A 16,270-nucleotide genomic window follows, 5' to 3' on the forward strand; every position below is an offset into this window, starting at 1 on the left:
ATGACGCCTTGGGCCTGCCGTCGCGTTACGCGCCCGGCCGAAGTACCCGAACTACCGGCGCAACGCCTCCGCCGGCTGGATGCGGGAGGCCCGCCACGCCGGATAGAGCCCGGCCACGAGGCCGGTGACCAGGCCGATGACGGGGGCCGCCGCAACCGTCGTCGGATGGACCACGGGCGTCCAGTCGCGCGCGACGGCGACGCCGACCACCGTCAGGGTGCCGAGGCTGGTGCCGATCAGCCCGCCGAGCGCGCCCAACGCCCCCGATTCCGCGAGGAATTGAAGCGTGATGTGGCCGCCCCGCGCGCCGAGGGCCCGCCGCAGCCCGATCTCACCGGTCCGTTCGAGGACGGCGACCAGGGTGGTGTTGGCGATGCCGACCGCCCCGATGACCAGACAGATCGCGGCGAGCAGGAGGAAGAGCTGCTGAAGGTCCGAGGTGACATGGGAGCGCAGTGTCTTGGGGTCCGGTGGCGGCTCGGCCTTGAAGTACTCGGGGTGGTCGGGGCGCAGCGCCGTCGGCACCACCTTCGCCACCTGCTGCGCCGCGCCGATCTTCGTGGCGATGAGCATCTTCGCGCCGCCCGCTCCGGGTTCGCCCCACAGTTTCACCGCGGTGGAACGGGGGACGACGACCGACAGCAGCAGGTCCGCCTTGCGTTTCACGTCGTCGATGATGCCGACCACGGTGAACGGCTGGTCCCCGATGAAGACCGCGGGGTGCGTCTCGAGGGTCGTGATGCCGAGCCGCGAGGCCATCCCCGCACCGATCATGACGACGGGCTGCGCCGTGCGCTCCGCGTACGCGTCGTACACCCGGCCCTGCGCCACGTGCGGGACCGCCGCCTTGAGGACTCCGGGGGACGCGGCGACGATGTCCGCGCGTTCGCCCGACGCGGTGTCGCCGACGGGTGAGGCGCGGATCGTCGCGTCGGTGCTGCGGGTGTCCACCGTCCAGTAGACACCGGCGTGTTCGACACCGGGCAGCCGCTCGACGCGGGCGTCGGAGTCGCGCGGGAACGCGAGGTGCACGAACTCGTTCTGCTCGATGCCGATGTCCTCGATGTCGACCTCGGTGGCGGTCAGGATGTTGAAGCGCGCGTCGATCTGGGAGGACGTGGTGGCGGTCAGCCCGAGGATCGCCACGAAGGTGCCCACCCCGAGGACCGTGCCGAGCGCGGTGAGCGCCGAGCGCGCGGGCCGCTGCAGCATGCCGGCCACGGACTCGCCCAGCAGATCGCGCGGGGCGAGGACGGAGGGGGCGACGGGTCCCTCGCGGCGTCCGCCGGATCGGCGCCGCCACGGCCACCGTGCGGGCAGTCCGCGTCGTCTGCGGTGGTTCACGTGGCGGCCACCTGCTCGTGGAGGACCCCGTCGCGGATGGCGACCGTGCGTGCGCCCCGTGCGGCGACGGTGGGGTCGTGGGTGATGACCAGGACCGTCATCCCCGCTCCGTGCAGTTCTTCGAGGAGGCCGAGGACCGATTCCGCGTTCTTGCTGTCCAGGTTGCCGGTCGGCTCGTCGCAGAGCAGCAGCGAGGGGCGGGAGACCAGGGCGCGGGCGATCGCGACACGCTGGCGTTCCCCGCCGGACAGCCGGGTGGGCAGGGAGTCGACGCGGTGGCCGAGGCCGACCCGCTCCAGTGCCTGCCGGGCGCGGTCCGCGCGTTCGGCGCGCGGTGTGCCGTTGTAGACCATGGCGAGCAGCACGTTCTCGGACGCGCTGCGGTGCGGCAGCAGGTGGAAGGACTGGAAGACGAACCCGATGCGGCGGCCGCGCAGCGCGGTGCGGTCGCCGTCCCTGAGCGTGCCGATGTCGATGCCGTCCAGCAGGTACGTGCCCTCGGTGGGGGCGTCGAGCAGTCCGACGATGTTCAGGAAGGTCGACTTCCCGGATCCGGACGGGCCGATCACGGTGACGAACTCGCCCTCGTCGATACGGATGTCGCAGGGCCGGAAGGCCGGAACCGGTGGCGGGCCGGGGTAGGTGAGACCCACCTGACGGAACTCGATGACAGGAGCGTCGGCCTCACTAAACTCGGTGACAGGGGCGTCGGCCCACTCGGCGGGCGTCATCGCCCGGCCCCCGTGGCGGCCGACTTCACTCCGGTGACGACCTCTTCGCCCTCGGCGAGCCGTGCTCCGGCGGCCGGGGTCACGGCCACGAACCCGTCTCCCGACGTGCCCGTCCGTACCTCCACCCGGCGCTGTGTGCCACCTTTTTGACGAACCGTCACCACCGTGCTGCCGTCCCCGGCCGAGGAGATCGCCGTCACCGGCACCACCAGCGCCTCGCCCTTCGTGGACGCCGCTTCGACGGTCAGCCTGACGTCCTGCCCCACCGTGTCGCCGGGCAGCGCCTTGTCCGGGGTGACCACCATCAGATAGCCCTGCGCGGCGCCGTCGCCGCCGGACCCGGCCCCGGAGCCCGAACCGGCGCCTTCACCGGAACCCGCGTCGGCCCCCGCGGCCCCCTGCGCCGCCGCACCGTCCTGCGCGGCGGCCATGATGTCCGCCACCGAGCGGACCGAGGCGGCCGTCGTGAACCCCGTCGCCTCCGAGCGGATCTGCACCTTCTGCCCGGCTCTGACCAGGCCCTTCTGGGACTCCTGGAGGTAACCGTCGACGGCGAGCCGGCCCGCGGAGACCGTCATCACCTTGCCGGTGGCCGCCGAACCGAGCACCGCGTTCACGCTGTCGACCCGGGCGGGGAAGCCGGACAGGTACACGACCTCCGATGCGGGCAGCATGGGCCCGGCCGCCACCTGCGCGCGGTCCAGCCGGCTCCGCGCCCGCTCAAGATCCTCCGCGGCCCGGTCCACGGCCTTGCGCGTCTCGTCGTCGGCGTGCTTGTCCCGTGCGTCCTTGGCGTCCTCCCACGCGCGGTCGGCCGCGGTGACGGCATCCTGCGCGGACTGCACCGTCGCGGCGCCGTCGCTCTGCGCGGACACCGGGCTGTAGCCGATCGACGCGTAGAACGCGGCCAGGGCGCTCTTGGTCCCCGCCCCGAACGTGCCCGAGCCGTCGCTCCCGGTCGTGTGTCCCAACCCCGCCAGGGCACGCTGGAGTTGGGCCACATCGGCGCCCGTGGAGCCCGGCTTGAGGTCGCGGTAGACGGGCACCTTGCCCTTGAGCGCGAACACCGGGCGGCCGGATATCTCGGTCAGGACCTGCCCGGCCTGGACCCGCGTGCCCACCGGCTTGGGCGCCTTGGTGACCACGGAGCCGGTCGTGCCCTCCGTGCCGCCGCCGGCCGGCGCCACGTCGACGGTCTGCCCGGCCACCACCGTGCCCCGCAGGATCACGGAGTCCTTCAGCACCCGCTTCTCCACGGGAGCGGTCAGTACGGCCTCGGGCGGCGCCTTCGCGTCCGCCGCGGCCTGCGCGGGGGACTTCACGACGAACGAGGCCGCGATCCCCGCCCCGGTCAGCAGCACCGCCGCCGCGGCCACGACCGCCACCCACTTCCGCTTCCGCGACAGGCCACGGTCCGCGGCGGCGAGGGGTTCCTCGGGTGTCAACTGGCGTACGTGTTGTGCTGGTTGGGACACGGCACCTCTCCAGGCCGGGCGAGCTCTTCGACTGCTTGACGCTTCGGGAGCGCCCCGGCGTTACGAGACCTCGGCCATCAGCTTGAGCTGCTTCTCCTTGGCCTTCTTCGCCTCGGCGAGGGCCTGCGCGTCCTGCTCGATCATCTGGTTCTGGTAGGCGACCTCGACGGTGTACCAGGTTCCGACGACGTTGTACTTGACCTTGCAGTCGACGTCCGCCGACGCGACCCGGCGCTCCTTGGCGGTGGCGACGGTGGCCTTCTGCCACGCGGGGTCGTCCCCGGCCTTCATCGGGTCGGCGTAGACATAGCCCTGCTTCTTCATGCAGGACGACCACTTCGCGAAGGCGGCGCGGACGCGTTCGTCGTCGTAGGACTTGGCCCAGCTGTCCGTGTTGACCTTGTTGGCGGTCACGTCACCGCCGTAGGACTGCGCCCCGGAGGCCCCGAGCTTCGCCCGCGCCTCCCCGATGCAGCCACCGGCCGGGACCTTCTTGCCCTGGTAGTCCTGACCACCCTTCGCGGCGGTGGATCCGGGCTTCACGTTCGGGTCGTCGGTGCCGGTCAGCACCATGTTGGCCGTCCGGCTCAGCTCCTGCGGCTTGGTCCGCTGTGCCGTCTTCTCCGAACCGGCCGGCTTGTACCCGTGGGTGGCGACGGCGTCGGCGTCCGTCACGCCGTACCTGAACTGCGTACGGCTCTTCGGGCGGAACGCCTGCTCCGCGGCGGGCACCCGGTACGCGATACCGAAGCGCTCCATGCACCTCTCGCGCAGCGTGAACTCGGCCTTCTGCATCTTGTCGAGCTGGTCGTCGCTCATCAGGTACGCGTCGATGGGCAGCGACTTGTCCGTGACCGACGTCAGTTTCGGTACGGAGGAGACCTTGGGGGTGCCCGCGCCGCCCCCGGACGACGCGTGCGCCGCCCCGTCCGCTTCGTCACTGCATCCGGCCAGCACCGCGACGGCGACCGTGGCGCCGAGCAAGGCCAGGGGAAGGCGGAAGTTGCTGGTGCGCATGATGATGAACGTCCTTGACCTGATTGGTGTTCGGCGAAGAGGCGTATCGCTAGAATTCCGGCCGCGGAGGTGCGCTGCCCAGCTGCATTGGGCAGCGCACCTCTTGCTCAACCTGCTCAACTTGCGAGGAGCGGTCGGCCGAGGTCAGGGACCCGGCCGTCGGGTCGGCCTACGTCGGGTCGGCCTAGTAGAACTTGCCCGACGCGTTCTCGTTCTTCAGCGAGGTGTTCAGGTTCGCTGCCCCACCGGCCGCGATCGACTGGGACGTGCCCGCGTAGTTGCTGTTGTAGTACATGCGGAAACCGTTGTTGAAGTCCCAGTTGTCGACGGAGGCGACGTTGTTCTTGACCGGCAGTCCGGCGCCGGCGCTGCCCGAGGAACTCGCGCTGAAGTAGTAGCCCGAGTAGTTGGGGATGTTGAAGTACTGCCGGTAGAAGGCGCCGGAGTAGTTGCTGTTGTAGTACAGGCAGGCGTAGCCGCTGGTGCAGGACTCCGCCGCCATGGCCGTACCGGACGTGCTGAGGGCGGTACCGACGCCGGCCAGGGCGACCGCCGAGGCGACGGCCAGATTTCTGAGGCGCATGGACTTCCTTTCAGGGTGTCTGGAAAGCACGAAACGAGCAGCCGACAGCGGTCGCCCGCCGCGGCTCGGCCCGAAACCTAGCTCCACCGGCACCCCGGGAGCGAGATCCACTTTTCGCGTGGCCAGAAACCGGCTGTAGGACGCGCGTTGAGCAACTCCGCGAGGCCGGCGCGCATACGAAAGGGCACGTCAACGGCCTCGGTCCAGACCAATTCTGGAAGGCCGCCGAACGCACATCCCATGTGCGCGAAGCGGACTAAATAATCATGTATCGCACAGCGGAGGGAATTCCTCCACCAAACGGCCGCTTAGCAATCTTGACCGGTTTTGAACGCCCGCTGTGCCTTTGAAATCACGCCTCTGAGTTACGCCTCTGAGTTACGCCTCTGAACAGTCGCGGTCGCGGTCCGTGGAGTACAGGTGGCTGTCCCGGAACTGGGAGGCGCCCAGCGTGCGGCCCACGATGATCACGGCGGTCCGCAGCACGCCCGACGCCTTCACCTGGTCCGCGATGTCGGCGAGGGTGCCGCGCAGGACCAGTTCGTTCTCGCGGCTGGCGTAGGCGACGACCGCGGTGGGGCAGTCCGCGCCGTAGTGCGGAAGCAGTTCGGCGACGATCCGGTCCACGTAGCGCGCGCCCAGGTGCAGGACGAGGAGCGCGCCGCTTGCGCCGAGCGTCGCCAGGTCCTCGCCGGGAGGCATCGGAGTGGCCTGCTGGGCGATACGGGTCAGGATCACCGTCTGGCCGACCGTCGGCACCGTCAGTTCGCGCTTCAGGGCCGCTGCCGCCGCCGCGAACGCCGGGACCCCGGGCACCATCTCGTACGGGATGCCGAGCGCGTCCAGGCGGCGCATCTGCTCCGCCACCGCGGAGAACACCGACGGGTCGCCGGAGTGCAGGCGGGCCACGTCGTGGCCGGCCTCGTGCGCCGCCGCGAACTCCCGCTCGATGGCGTCGAGATCGAGGTTCGCCGTGTCGATCAGCTTCGCGTCCCGCGGGCATTCGGCGAGGAGTTCGGCCGGGACCAGCGAACCCGCGTACAGGCACACCTGGCAGTTCGCGAGCGTGCGCGCGCCGCGGACCGTGATCAGGTCGGCGGCGCCGGGGCCCGCCCCGATGAAGTAGACGGTCACTGCTGCTCAACCCCTGTTTTCGTTACGGACCATTGCGTGACCGGCATCGCCTGCCGCCAGCCCGTGAAGCCGCCGACCGGCACCGCGTGCGCGACGGACAGCTTCACCAGTTCGCCGCCGTGGCTCCGGTACCAGGTGGCGAGCAGCGCCTCGGATTCGAGGGTGACCGTGTTGGCCACCAGGCGGCCGCCCGGTGCGAGCGCTTCCCAGCAGGCGTCGAGCAGGCCGGGGGCGGTGAGGCCGCCGCCGATGAACACGGCGTCGGGGGCCGGGAGTTCGGCCAGCGCCTTGGGTGCGGGGCCGGTGACGACGGTCAGGCCCGGCACCCCGAGCCGCGCCGCGTTCCGCTCGATGCGGGACGCGCGTTCCGCATCGCGCTCCACGGCGTACGCGCGGCAGGACGGGTGGGTGCGCATCCACTCGATGCCGATGGAGCCCGAGCCGGCGCCGATGTCCCACAACAGTTCCCCGGGGGCGGGCGCGAGCGCGGCGAGCGTCGCGGCGCGGACGTGGCGCTTGGTCAGCTGGCCGTCGTGTTCGTACGCGGTGTCGGGCAGGCCGGGTGCGGCGCCGAGGCGCAGGGTGTCGGGGGCGCGGCGGCAGTCGACGGCGATCACGTTCAGCGGGTCGCCGGGCGCGTGCGTCCAGGCCTCGGCCACTTCCTCGTACGACGTCTCTTCCACGGCGCCGAGGCGTTCCAGGACGGTCAGGCGGCTCGGTCCGAAGCCCCTTTCGGTGAGCAGCTCCGCGACCTCGGCGGGGGTGTCCGCGCCCGCGGAGAGGACGAGCACGCGGCGGCCGTGGTGCAGTGCGGCGGCGAGCCGGTCGGCCGGGCGGCCCACCAGGGTGACCACCTCGGTCTCCTCGACGGGCCAGCCGAGGCGGGCGCAGGCGTAGGACGTGGAGGACGGGTGCGGCAGGACGCGCAGCGCGTCGGGGCCGACGGTTTCGGTGAGCGTGCGGCCGATGCCGTAGAACATCGGGTCGCCGCTCGCCAGGACGGCGACACGGCGTCCCTCGTGGCGCGCCAGGAGGCCGGGCACGGCGGGGCGCAGCGGCGAGGGCCAGGGGATGCGTTCGCCGGCGCATTCCGGTGGGAGCAGGGCGAGTTGGCGGGGGCCGCCGATGACCGCGTCCGCGGTGCGGAGGGCCTCGCGGGAGGTCTCCGGCAGGCCCGGCCAGCCGTCCGCGCCGATTCCGACGACGGTGACCTTTGGTGGGGCCGGGTTCGCGGGGGTCACTGACAGGTACCTCGGGGCGTCAAGAACGTACACGTGGGAGCCGCACTCTATCGGGCGACACCGGATCCGCCTCGACCGCGGGCACCGTGCGTAACGCCTCGGGGCCCCGCCCCGGCCCCCGCGGGCTCTCGTCGAAAGTGCGAGGCTCAAAAGATCGGGGCTCCGCCCCGCACCCCGCTGCTCAAACGCCGCAGGGGCTTGAATGGCTCGGTCACCGCAGGGGCTTGAAGGGCTCGAGCGCCGCAGGGGCTTGAATGGCTCGAGCGCCGCAAGGGCGTGAAATATCAAGCCCCGCCGGCGATTGAGGCGCGGGGTGCGGGGCGGAGCCCCGAGGCGTGGGCGACGCGCCGCGTGCGGTGCCGGTCCCCCGTAGCGTCGCGGGCACCGTGTTACCTCAGAGCGGTCGGCACCGGCGGGAGGCAGGAAGAACATGGCGGGATACGGAACGGCACGGGCGTGGGCCGTGACCGCCATGGTGGTCGGGGCCTCCGCCCTGCCCGCCACCACGCCGGAGGCGAACGCCGCGGACGACCCCGCACCCACCACCGTCGTCTGGCCGGTCACCGCGACCCCCCACATGACGGCGGCAGCCCTCGGCTCCGGTTCGGACGCGAAGCCCGTCTTCGACGACGACTCGCTCGCCGGCCTGTTCGCCCCCGGCGGCCGCCTGCGCGAGGTCGTCGACGCGGGCAAGGGCCGCGACGTCAGCTGGGTGCTCGACCCGGACGTGGTGATCGCCGCACAAGCGATGTCCACCGGCTACCGCGTCGCGAAGGACGCCGACTCCGCCTCCCCGCAGGACACCACCGAGGGCACGGGCCAGGGCGCGGCCCGCGCCTGGCTCACGGCGCTGCGGGAGGCCGTGAAGGGCCGCGAGGTCTGGCTCCTGCCGTACGCCGACACGGACCTCGCCTCGCTGGCCCACCACCCCGGCACCGACACCGAGGACCTCACGGAGGTCGTGTCCGGGCTCGCGGCCGACGCGAAGAAGCGGGTCGACCGGGCCCTCGACACCTCCACCCGCTCCGGGCTCGGCTGGCCCGCCGACGGCGCGCTCGACTCCGATGTGACCGCGCTCGGCGCCAAGCTCGGCGTGACCCGCGTCCTCGCCTCGGGCCAGGGGCTCACGCCCGCGGACACCGACCCGGTGACCGTGGGCAGCGGCGACGACGCGATGACGGCGCTGCCCTACGAGGCCGACCTGACGGCCGCGCTCGGCCGCGTCAAGGACCAGGCGCCCGAGCCCACTCCGACCGCCTCGCCGTCGATGTCACCGTCGCCCGACGGCTCCGCGTCGTCCCCCGGCCCGGAGGCCTCCGCGAGCCCCGACACCGCGGGCAAGGCCACCGTCGACCACATCACCGCGCTCCTCAAGGCGAACGCCCGCCCGGTCCTCGTACCGCCCCGCAATCTGTCGGGCACGGCGGCGGACGCGCTCGGCGCCGCCGTCGACTCCGGCACCAAGGACGGCTGGCTGGACCTCCAGGACCTCCGCGCGGCCGACGACGACCCGGTGGAAGGAAAGGCCGGGTCCCCGTCCGCGTACCCCCCGCGGCTGCGCGACAGCGAGCTCGGCAAGGACCGGTTGACCGACGCCGCGGGCAACCTGGACGGGCTCGCGACCCTCAGCAAGGTGCTCGCCGACCCGAAGGACACCACGGAGTCCGTGCACGCGGCGATGGCCCGCGCCCTGGCCACCGCCTGGCGCGTGGAGGAGGATTCCGCGCAGGAGACGTTCCAGGACCGTACGACGGCCTTCCTGTCGACGTCGGTGACGTCGCTGCGCCTGGTGCCGAAGACCACCGTCACCGTCACGTCGGGCGACGCCTCGATCCCGGTCACGGTCGACAACGCGCTTCAGCAGGAGGTCTCCGGACTCGAACTGCGCCTCACGTCCAGCGACTCCGAGCGCCTCAGGGTCAACGACGACAAGATCTCCGTGTCGGCCGAGGGTTCGGCGAGCCACACCTCCCAGATCGACGTCACCGCGAAGGCCAACGGCAAGGCGCATCTGACGGCGCAGCTCTACACGACGAGCGACGGCAAGCCGTGGGGCGACGAGATGACCTTCGAGGTCGACGTGACGTCGGTGTCCTCCGGGTCGATCGCCGTGGTGACGACGGGCGTCGGGCTCATCGTCCTGGCCGCCGTGTTCCGCATGCGCCGCGTCCGCAGGCGCAACGGGAACGGGGACGGCCAGGACGAGAGCACGAGCAAGGACTGACCACCGCCTGATTACGAGTCCTTGTCCGCCTTCTTCACCGCCGCCTGCGCGTCCACGATGCCGAGCCCGAGCTTGGCGTTCTTCTTCGGGTTGGCGGCCGTCTCCCGGATCGTGGAGATGATCTCGTCGGGGTCGAGCCCCTGGTGGTGCAGGAGCGCCGCGAGCGCGGAGACGTAGGGCGCCGCCATCGACGTACCGGAGAGTTCCCCGTAGCCGGACGTGTCCTTCAGGGTCTCCTTCGTCGTGTACGTCGGGAGCGTGGAGAGGATCTTGTCGCCGGGCGCCGACACCGCCTGCTCCGCACCGAAGTTGGAGTAGCTCGCCGCGGTGCCCTTCTCGGTGCTGGCGCCGACGACCAGGACCGGCGTCTCCACCTTGTACGGCTGGGTGTCCGCGCCGTCGTTGCCCGCCGCGGCGACAACCACCGCGCCCTTGTCATGGGCGTGCTGGATGGCCCGGTTGAGGATGCCGCCCTGGAGCAGCTTCGTCATCAGGATGCCCTCGCCGAGCGAGAGGTTGATGACGTCGGCGCCGTGGTCGGCGGCCCAGACGATGCCCTTGGTGATGTTGCCGTTGGACCCGCTGCCGTTCGCACCGAGCACCCGCACCGGCATGATCTTGGCGCCGGGAGCGCCGCCCGCGACGCCGACGCCGTTGTCGGTGTGGGCGGCGGCGATACCGGAGACGTGCGTGCCGTGGCCGTTGAGGTCCTTGGGCTCGTCGTCGCCGTCGACGAAGTCGTATCCGTCGACGAGCCGGCCCTTGAGGTCGGGGTGGTCGAGGGCGACGCCGGAGTCGACGACGGCGATGGTCGTGTCGTCGCCCTTCGACGTGTCCCAGGCGGCCGGCAGTTTCATCGCGTCGAGGGCCCACTGGTCCTTCCGCATGGGGTCCGGCTCGCTGTCGTCCCCGCAGGCGGCGGTCAGGAGCAGGAGACTGGCGACGGTCGCGGCGACGAGCGGTGTACGGATACGCATGATCCGAGCCTGCGGGCCCCCGCCGCCGCACGCATGTGGTGGCCAGCCGTGTGGGCTACCGGGCCCAGTCCGGGCTCCAGAAGTCAGCGCTCTCCGGCGGCTCGTACCGGTCCGTCAGATACGTCAGGAGCGCCGCGAGTCCGGGGTGCCGGTTGTCGGCCCGCCACAGCAGCGACAGCGGGTAGAGCGGGGTCGGACGGCGTACGGGGATGAACCGGAGCTCGATGTCGGCGGGCCGAGTGAGGGGCGTGCGGGTGCCCATGATGGTGGCCACGTCGTCCGCCGCCGCGACCGTCCGCAGCAGGTGGCCGCCGCCGAAGGTCGTGCCGCCGACGTCGATGGTGAGGCCGAAGGCGCGCTCCAACTCCTCGTAATACGTGGCCCATTCGCTGCCCTTGACCATGCCGGGCATCCAGATCCGGTGCCCGGCGAGCTCGGCGGGCGTGACCTCGGTCCGGTCCGCCAGGGGGTGTGCCGCTCCGGTGACGAGGATGGCCGGCTCGTCGATGACGCGGGCGCTGCGCACCTCGCGCGGCAGTCGGTCCTCGGGCACCGCGCGCGTCCAGAACGCGGCGTCGACGCCCCCTTCCCGTACGGACGCGAGCGCGGCACGCCCGCCGTGGCCGAGGGCGACGACGTCGAGCGGGAGGTGCTGGTGGGCCTGGTGGAAGTCCTGCACGACCCCGTTGGTGATCACGTTGGCGCCGAGCACGTCCACGCGCAGCGGGCGCCGGCCGCCGCGCACGGAGTCGGCGGCCCGCTCGGCGGCCGCGAGCAGTTCCCGCGCGTGCGGCAGGAAGGTCTCGCCGTCGAGGGTGAGCCGCGCCCCGCGCGGGGTCCGGGTGAACAGGCGCACGCCGAGCTCGCGTTCCAGGGCGGCGACGCGCTTGGAGGCGGCCTGCTGCGTGATGCCGAGCTCGGCGGCGGCGATCTGGATCTGCCCCTCGTCGGCGACGGCGACGAAGGTGCGTACGGTTTCCTGGTCCACAGCACCCATACAACCATTGGTTGTACGGATACGGGTGCCGGTTGTTTGCCGCGGCGCGCCCCCGGCCGCTTGGATCGCCTGGTCACAACAGGAGACGGGAGGCGGTTCGGTGCGGCTCGGGCGGGATTTCGGGTGGCTGTGGGCCGCCTTCGCGGTGAGCACCGCCGGTTCCCGGCTCGCGCTCGACGCGTTCCAGCTGATCGCCGTCCTGGTGCTGCACAGCGGCGCCGCGCAGGTGTCGTTCCTGGCGGCGGCCGGGCTCGCGGTCGGCGCGCTGCTCGCGGTGCCGCTCGGGCCGTGGGTGGAGTTCCGGCGCAAGCGGCCCGTGCTGATCCTCGCGGACCTGGTGCGCTGCGGCGCCCTGCTGACACTCCCCCTCGCGTACGTCCTCGACGCGCTCACCTTCATCCAGCTCGTCCTGGTCTCGGTGGTCGTGGCCGCCGCGGACATCGTTTTCCGCGCGGCGAGCGGCGCCCACCTCAAGGCGCTCGTCCCGGACGAGGGCCTGCTGACCGCCAACGCCCGGTTCGAGTCGACGCAGTGGGCCGCCACGGCCGTCGGACCGCCGCTCGGCGGCGCGCTGATCGGCGCCTTCGGTCCGTTGACGACGGTCCTCCTGGACGCCGTGAGCTACGCCCTGTCGGCGGTGGGCGTGCGCGCCATCCGCGCACCCGAGCCGGAGCCCGCGCGTGGCGCGGACGGCGGCCGGTTCAGCGCCGCCGACATCGCGGAGGGCTGGCGCCACTTGTGGCGGCAGCCCCGGCTGCGCGCCCTGTTCCTCAACAACAGCCTGGTGAACGCCCTGATCATGGTGGGCGCGCCGCTCATGGCGGTGCTGCTCCTCGACGATCTGGGGCTTGCCCCCTGGCAGTACGGCCTGGTCTTCGGGATCCCGTGCCTGGGCGGGCTCGCAGGCTCCCGGCTCACCGGGCCGCTGGTGCGGCGGTACGGGGAGCGTCGGGTGCTCCTCGTGAGCGGAGCGGCCAGGGCGTGCTGGCCGGTCGGGCTCGCGTTCGTGGGGCCCGGTGTCGCGGGGATGCTCGTGGTGGTCCTCGTGGAGTTCGGCCTCATCACGTGCAGCGCCGTCTTCGCCCCGGTCATGGCGGTCGAGCGGCTGCGGCTCACGGACGACGACCGGGTGGCGCGGGTGCTGTCCGCCTGGAACGTCACCCAGCGGGCCGTCACCGCCGCGCTGACGCTGGTGTGGGGTGGCTTCGCCGCGCTGATCGGCACGCGCGGGGCGATCGCGCTCGCCGGAGTGCTACTGCTCGCGACCCCCCTGCTGCTGCGCGGCCTGCGCTCCCCGGCGTGTACACCCCGCCCCGCGGCGCCCACGCTGCCAGAGTGACCACGAACAACCGCCCCATATATGCCGGATGTCCAAGACAGCCCGGTTAAGGGAGTTTTCGTGGCACACGTACACGTGATCCTCAATCAGAAGGGCGGCGTGGGAAAGTCCACGCTCGCCGTGAACCTCGCGGCCGTCACCGCCGATGTGCTCGGCGCGGGCGCCCCCGACGCCGAACGCCCGCCCGTCGTCGCCGTCTCCATCGACCCGCAGGGCTCGGCCGTGTGGTGGTCGGAGCGGGTCGGCGACGACCTCCCCTTCGACTTCGTGCAGGCCCACGACGACCTGTCGGGGCTCGCCGCGCTCTCCCGGATCCCGTCCGCCGAGCACGTCTTCGTCGACACCCCGGGCTGGCTCGACCTCGCCGACGACGACGGTGACGACCCCCTCGGCAAGGGCGCGGCCGCCGACGCCCTGCGCGCGGTGCTCTCCAACGCCACCGACGTCATCGTCCCCATCGAGCCGGAGCCGCTCGGCTTCCAGCCCACGCAGCGCACGGTCGAGCGGGTCGTGAAGCCGCGCGGGCTGCCCTTCCGCGTGGTCATCAACAACTGGGACCCGCGCGACGGCAAGGCCGACCTGGCGCAGACCCGCAAGTTCATCGAGGCGCAGGACTGGCCGCTCGCGCGCACCGTCGTACGCCACTACAAGCTGCACACCCGGGCCAGCGCGGACGGCCTCGTCGTCACGCAGTACGGCGCCAACCGGGTCGCACTCCAGGCCCGCGAGGACTTCTTCCGGCTCGCCCTCGAGGTCGGCCTCGCGGCGATCCCGGCCCCGGCCCGGAGCAAGAAGTCCCGTCAGTCCTCCCGCACGACGAAGGCCGCAAAGGCCACGAAGAAGAAGGTGACCAGCTGATGGGGCGCCGTACCGACCTGTCCTCGCTCCTGTCCTCCGAGAAGGCGGCCGCCGAGGAGCAGACCGCGGCGCCCGCGCAGCGCAGACGCCCCGACACCAAGCCGCTCACCGTCCCGATCGGCGACCTCACCGAGAACCCGGACAACCCGCGCCACGAGCTGCGCGACCTCGACGGGCTCGCGGAGACGGTGCGCGAGCGCGGCGTCCTGCAGGCCCTCGGCGTCGTCTCCGCCGCCGTCTTCCTCGCCGCCCGCCCGCACCACAAGGAGGCCGTGGGCAACGCCCCGTACGTCGTCCTGCACGGCCACCGGCGGCTCGCGGCGGCCAGGATGGCGGGCCTGGACGAGGTTCCGGTCCTGGTCAGGGACGATGCGACGCGTTCCGACGAGGACGCGCTCATCGAGAACGTGCAGCGCGACGACCTCACGGAACTGGAGCAGGCCCAGGCCATCCAGGGCCTGATCACCTCCTACGGCTACTCGCAGCGCCAGGTCGCGGCCCGGATCGGCAAGACGCAGGGCTTCATCTCGCAGCGCCTGTCACTGATGAAGCTCCGCGAGGACATCCAGGAGGCCCTTGCGGACGGCCGCGTCTCCATCGAGGACGCCCGCCGCATCGCCCGGCTCCCGAAGGAGGAACAGGTGCTCCCCGGCGAGCCGGAGGACGCCGCGACCGTCCCGGCCGCCCGCAAGGAGAAGCGGGGCCGCGATTACGGCGTAATCAAGATCGACAGCCGGGGCACCCCGGACGATGTGGTCGAGGCGCTCCGCCGGCATCTCGCCCCGGCCACCCTCGACCGGATCATCGAACTGCTGGGCCGATAGTCGCCCGTGTCGTCGATGCGGCCGCCGTGGTCGCTTACCGTGGCCCCGTGCTCGAAGTGCCGACCGTGCCGTCCCCGCCCGTGACCCCGCAGCCGCCCGCCGAGGCCGTCGCCCCGCTGATGCGCGGCCTGGACGTGCTGCGGATCCTCACAGACGCCGAGAGCGGGGCCGGCACGCTGGCCCTCGCCGACCTCGCCCGGGCCACGGGCCTGGCCCGCTCCACGGTCGACCGGATCTGCGCGACCCTCGCCCACCTGGGCTTCGTACGCCTCGACGGGCGCGACGCCGCGCTCGCCCCGCCCCTGATGGCCGTCGCGAACGCCTGCCTGGACGCGCTGCGGTTGCCGGGGTTGCTGGGCCCGCTCGCCGACGAGCTGGCCGCAGAACTCGACGAGTCCGTCTCCCTCGCGGTCCCCGACGGCACCGACATCCGCTTCGTCCACCAAGTGCTGCGCAGGCGCGCCCTGTCCATCAGCTTCCGGGTGGGCGACGCGCTGCCGGGGGACGGGTGCGCGCCGGGGCTGGTGTTCCGGGACGACCTCCCCGTCGCGGTGGACGACCAACTGGTGGAACCGGGCCTCGTCGCGGTGGCGGTTCCCGTGCGGGGGCCGGACGGTTCGGTGGTGTGCGCGGTGAGCGTGGTCAGCCACACGAGCCGCCACACGGCGAAGGAGCTGCCGGGGGCGGTTCGGGGGGCATTGGAGAGTTCCGTACGCAAGATGGAAGCGGCACTGGAGCATCACATTCAAGCCCCGCCTGTGGACGAGAGCCAGCGGGGCCCGGGGCGGAGCCCCGCGACCGGGGAACCAACTCCCGCACCGATCCAGTCCCTCGCACGAGGACTAGCCGTCCTAACGGCCTTCGACGCCGCCCACCCCGAACTGACCCTCACCCAGGTCGCCGCCCGCACGGGCCTGGCCCGCGCGACGGCCCGCCGCGCCCTCATCACGTACGACCACCTCGGCTACGTCACCCGCGAAGACCACACGTACCGCCTCACCCCCCGCGTCCTCGCCCTGGGCTGCGCGCCCCTCTCCCGCACCACGCTCCCGCGCATCGCCGCGCCACACCTGGCGGCCCTGTCGGAACGGCTGGCCGAATCCGTAGGGCTCTCCGTGCCGGAGGACACGTCCGTACGCTGCACCGCGCGCGTGGCGCCGCGCCGGGTCATGAGCGTCGACATCGGCGTCGGCTCCCGGCTGCCCGCGCAGGACACGGCCGCCGGGCGGCTGCTGCGCGACGGGGGCGAGCTGGCCGTGGCCGACGGGCCCGAGGCCGGACTGCGGTCGGTGGCCGTACCGGTGCGGGACCGGGCGGGCGTGCCCGTCTCCGCGCTCGACGTCACCGCCCACCAGGGACGCGGGGACGACGACGCGTGGGCGCAAGCGCTGCGGGACACCGCGGCGCTGATCGCGGCGGACCTGCACGTGACGTCACGCTTCGTGAACGTCCCCGTGCACTGAGACCCGGATCTCACCGGCGTACGGACCTTCGTCCCTACTGCTCGCGACGAATGCCCCGCATTC

14 protein-coding genes are annotated in these 16,270 nt (G+C 72.3%); 5 read left to right on the forward strand and 9 right to left on the reverse strand.

The features are described from left to right. Positions 1-51: 51 nt before the first annotated feature. The 7 genes from ACIRHA_RS19170 to cbiE all read right to left on the reverse strand — a co-directional run bounded on the left by ACIRHA_RS19170 (position 52) and on the right by cbiE (position 7,525). Positions 52-1,320 carry an ABC transporter permease gene (locus ACIRHA_RS19170; RefSeq protein WP_403847667.1) on the reverse strand — a complete coding sequence of 423 codons (1,269 nt, stop codon included), beginning with the start codon at positions 1,318-1,320 and terminating at the stop codon, positions 52-54. Positions 1,321-1,340: 20 nt separating this feature from the next. After that, positions 1,341-2,075: an ABC transporter ATP-binding protein gene (locus tag ACIRHA_RS19175; protein WP_403846935.1), complete on the reverse strand. Its 735-nt coding sequence runs from the start codon at positions 2,073-2,075 to the stop codon at positions 1,341-1,343. Continuing rightward, complete coding sequence (locus tag ACIRHA_RS19180; protein ID WP_403846938.1) at positions 2,072-3,550, reverse strand: peptidoglycan-binding protein; 1,479 nt, start codon at positions 3,548-3,550, stop codon at positions 2,072-2,074. The genes ACIRHA_RS19175 and ACIRHA_RS19180 overlap by 4 nt, the downstream gene beginning before the upstream one ends. 60 nt (positions 3,551-3,610) lie before the next feature. After that, complete coding sequence (locus ACIRHA_RS19185; RefSeq protein ID WP_403846940.1) at positions 3,611-4,567, reverse strand: hypothetical protein; 957 nt, start codon at positions 4,565-4,567, stop codon at positions 3,611-3,613. Between the two features lie 184 nt (positions 4,568-4,751). Continuing rightward, positions 4,752-5,150, reverse strand: coding sequence for a hypothetical protein (locus ACIRHA_RS19190; RefSeq protein WP_403846942.1), 399 nt, complete (start codon positions 5,148-5,150; stop codon positions 4,752-4,754). A 378-nt stretch (positions 5,151-5,528) separates the two neighbouring features. Beyond that, complete coding sequence (cobM, locus tag ACIRHA_RS19195) at positions 5,529-6,284, reverse strand: precorrin-4 C(11)-methyltransferase (protein WP_403846944.1); 756 nt, start codon at positions 6,282-6,284, stop codon at positions 5,529-5,531. Next, a complete protein-coding gene (gene cbiE / locus ACIRHA_RS19200) occupies positions 6,281-7,525 on the reverse strand; it encodes a precorrin-6y C5,15-methyltransferase (decarboxylating) subunit CbiE (RefSeq protein WP_403846946.1) in 1,245 nt (414 codons plus the stop codon). The genes cobM and cbiE overlap by 4 nt, the downstream gene beginning before the upstream one ends. Positions 7,526-7,955: 430 nt before the next feature. On the opposite strand from cbiE, the gene ACIRHA_RS19205 reads away from it, so the two are divergent. Continuing rightward, positions 7,956-9,749 carry a DUF6049 family protein gene (locus tag ACIRHA_RS19205; RefSeq protein WP_403846948.1) on the forward strand — a complete coding sequence of 598 codons (1,794 nt, stop codon included), beginning with the start codon at positions 7,956-7,958 and terminating at the stop codon, positions 9,747-9,749. A gap of 11 nt (positions 9,750-9,760) precedes the next feature. Here ACIRHA_RS19205 and ACIRHA_RS19210 read toward each other — a convergent pair whose 3' ends face one another. Further along, a complete protein-coding gene (locus tag ACIRHA_RS19210; RefSeq protein ID WP_403846950.1) occupies positions 9,761-10,726 on the reverse strand; it encodes a S8 family serine peptidase in 966 nt (321 codons plus the stop codon). 55 nt (positions 10,727-10,781) lie between these two features. Continuing rightward, on the reverse strand, positions 10,782-11,714 hold the full coding sequence (locus tag ACIRHA_RS19215; protein WP_403847670.1) for a LysR family transcriptional regulator: 933 nt from the start codon (positions 11,712-11,714) through the stop codon (positions 10,782-10,784). Positions 11,715-11,823: 109 nt separating this feature from the next. Between ACIRHA_RS19215 and ACIRHA_RS19220 the strand changes: the two genes are divergently transcribed. Genes ACIRHA_RS19220 through ACIRHA_RS19235 form a run of 4 tightly spaced genes read left to right on the forward strand, consistent with a single transcriptional unit; the run spans position 11,824 to position 16,207 of the window. Then, a complete protein-coding gene (locus ACIRHA_RS19220) occupies positions 11,824-13,062 on the forward strand; it encodes an MFS transporter (RefSeq protein WP_403846952.1) in 1,239 nt (412 codons plus the stop codon). A 60-nt stretch (positions 13,063-13,122) separates the two neighbouring features. After that, entirely contained in the window at positions 13,123-13,920 is a 798-nt protein-coding gene (locus tag ACIRHA_RS19225; RefSeq protein ID WP_403846954.1) for a ParA family protein, read from the forward strand. Continuing rightward, on the forward strand, positions 13,920-14,744 hold the full coding sequence (locus ACIRHA_RS19230) for a ParB/RepB/Spo0J family partition protein (RefSeq protein WP_403846956.1): 825 nt from the start codon (positions 13,920-13,922) through the stop codon (positions 14,742-14,744). Before ACIRHA_RS19225 ends, ACIRHA_RS19230 begins: the two co-directional genes overlap by 1 nt. 47 nt (positions 14,745-14,791) lie before the next feature. Beyond that, positions 14,792-16,207 (forward strand): helix-turn-helix domain-containing protein, encoded by a 1,416-nt coding sequence (locus tag ACIRHA_RS19235; RefSeq protein WP_403846958.1) that lies wholly within the window; start codon positions 14,792-14,794, stop codon positions 16,205-16,207. Positions 16,208-16,270: the final 63 nt, after the last annotated feature.

The sequence above is a fragment of the Streptomyces sp. NPDC102360 genome, assembly GCF_044766085.1.
Classification (GTDB): domain Bacteria; phylum Actinomycetota; class Actinomycetes; order Streptomycetales; family Streptomycetaceae; genus Streptomyces.

Bases quoted from the DNA above. Each gene is read 5' to 3' on its own strand.
- ACIRHA_RS19175 (WP_403846935.1), bottom strand. From the start codon at position 2,075: ATGACGCCCGCCGAGTGGGCCGACGCCCCTGTCACCGAGTTTAGTGAG.
- ACIRHA_RS19185 (WP_403846940.1), bottom strand. From the start codon at position 4,567: ATGCGCACCAGCAACTTCCGCCTTCCCCTGGCCTTGCTCGGCGCCACG.
- ACIRHA_RS19190 (WP_403846942.1), bottom strand. From the start codon at position 5,150: ATGCGCCTCAGAAATCTGGCCGTCGCCTCGGCGGTCGCCCTGGCCGGC.
- ACIRHA_RS19205 (WP_403846948.1), top strand. From the start codon at position 7,956: ATGGCGGGATACGGAACGGCACGGGCGTGGGCCGTGACCGCCATGGTG.
- ACIRHA_RS19210 (WP_403846950.1), bottom strand. From the start codon at position 10,726: ATGCGTATCCGTACACCGCTCGTCGCCGCGACCGTCGCCAGTCTCCTG.
- ACIRHA_RS19230 (WP_403846956.1), top strand. From the start codon at position 13,920: ATGGGGCGCCGTACCGACCTGTCCTCGCTCCTGTCCTCCGAGAAGGCG.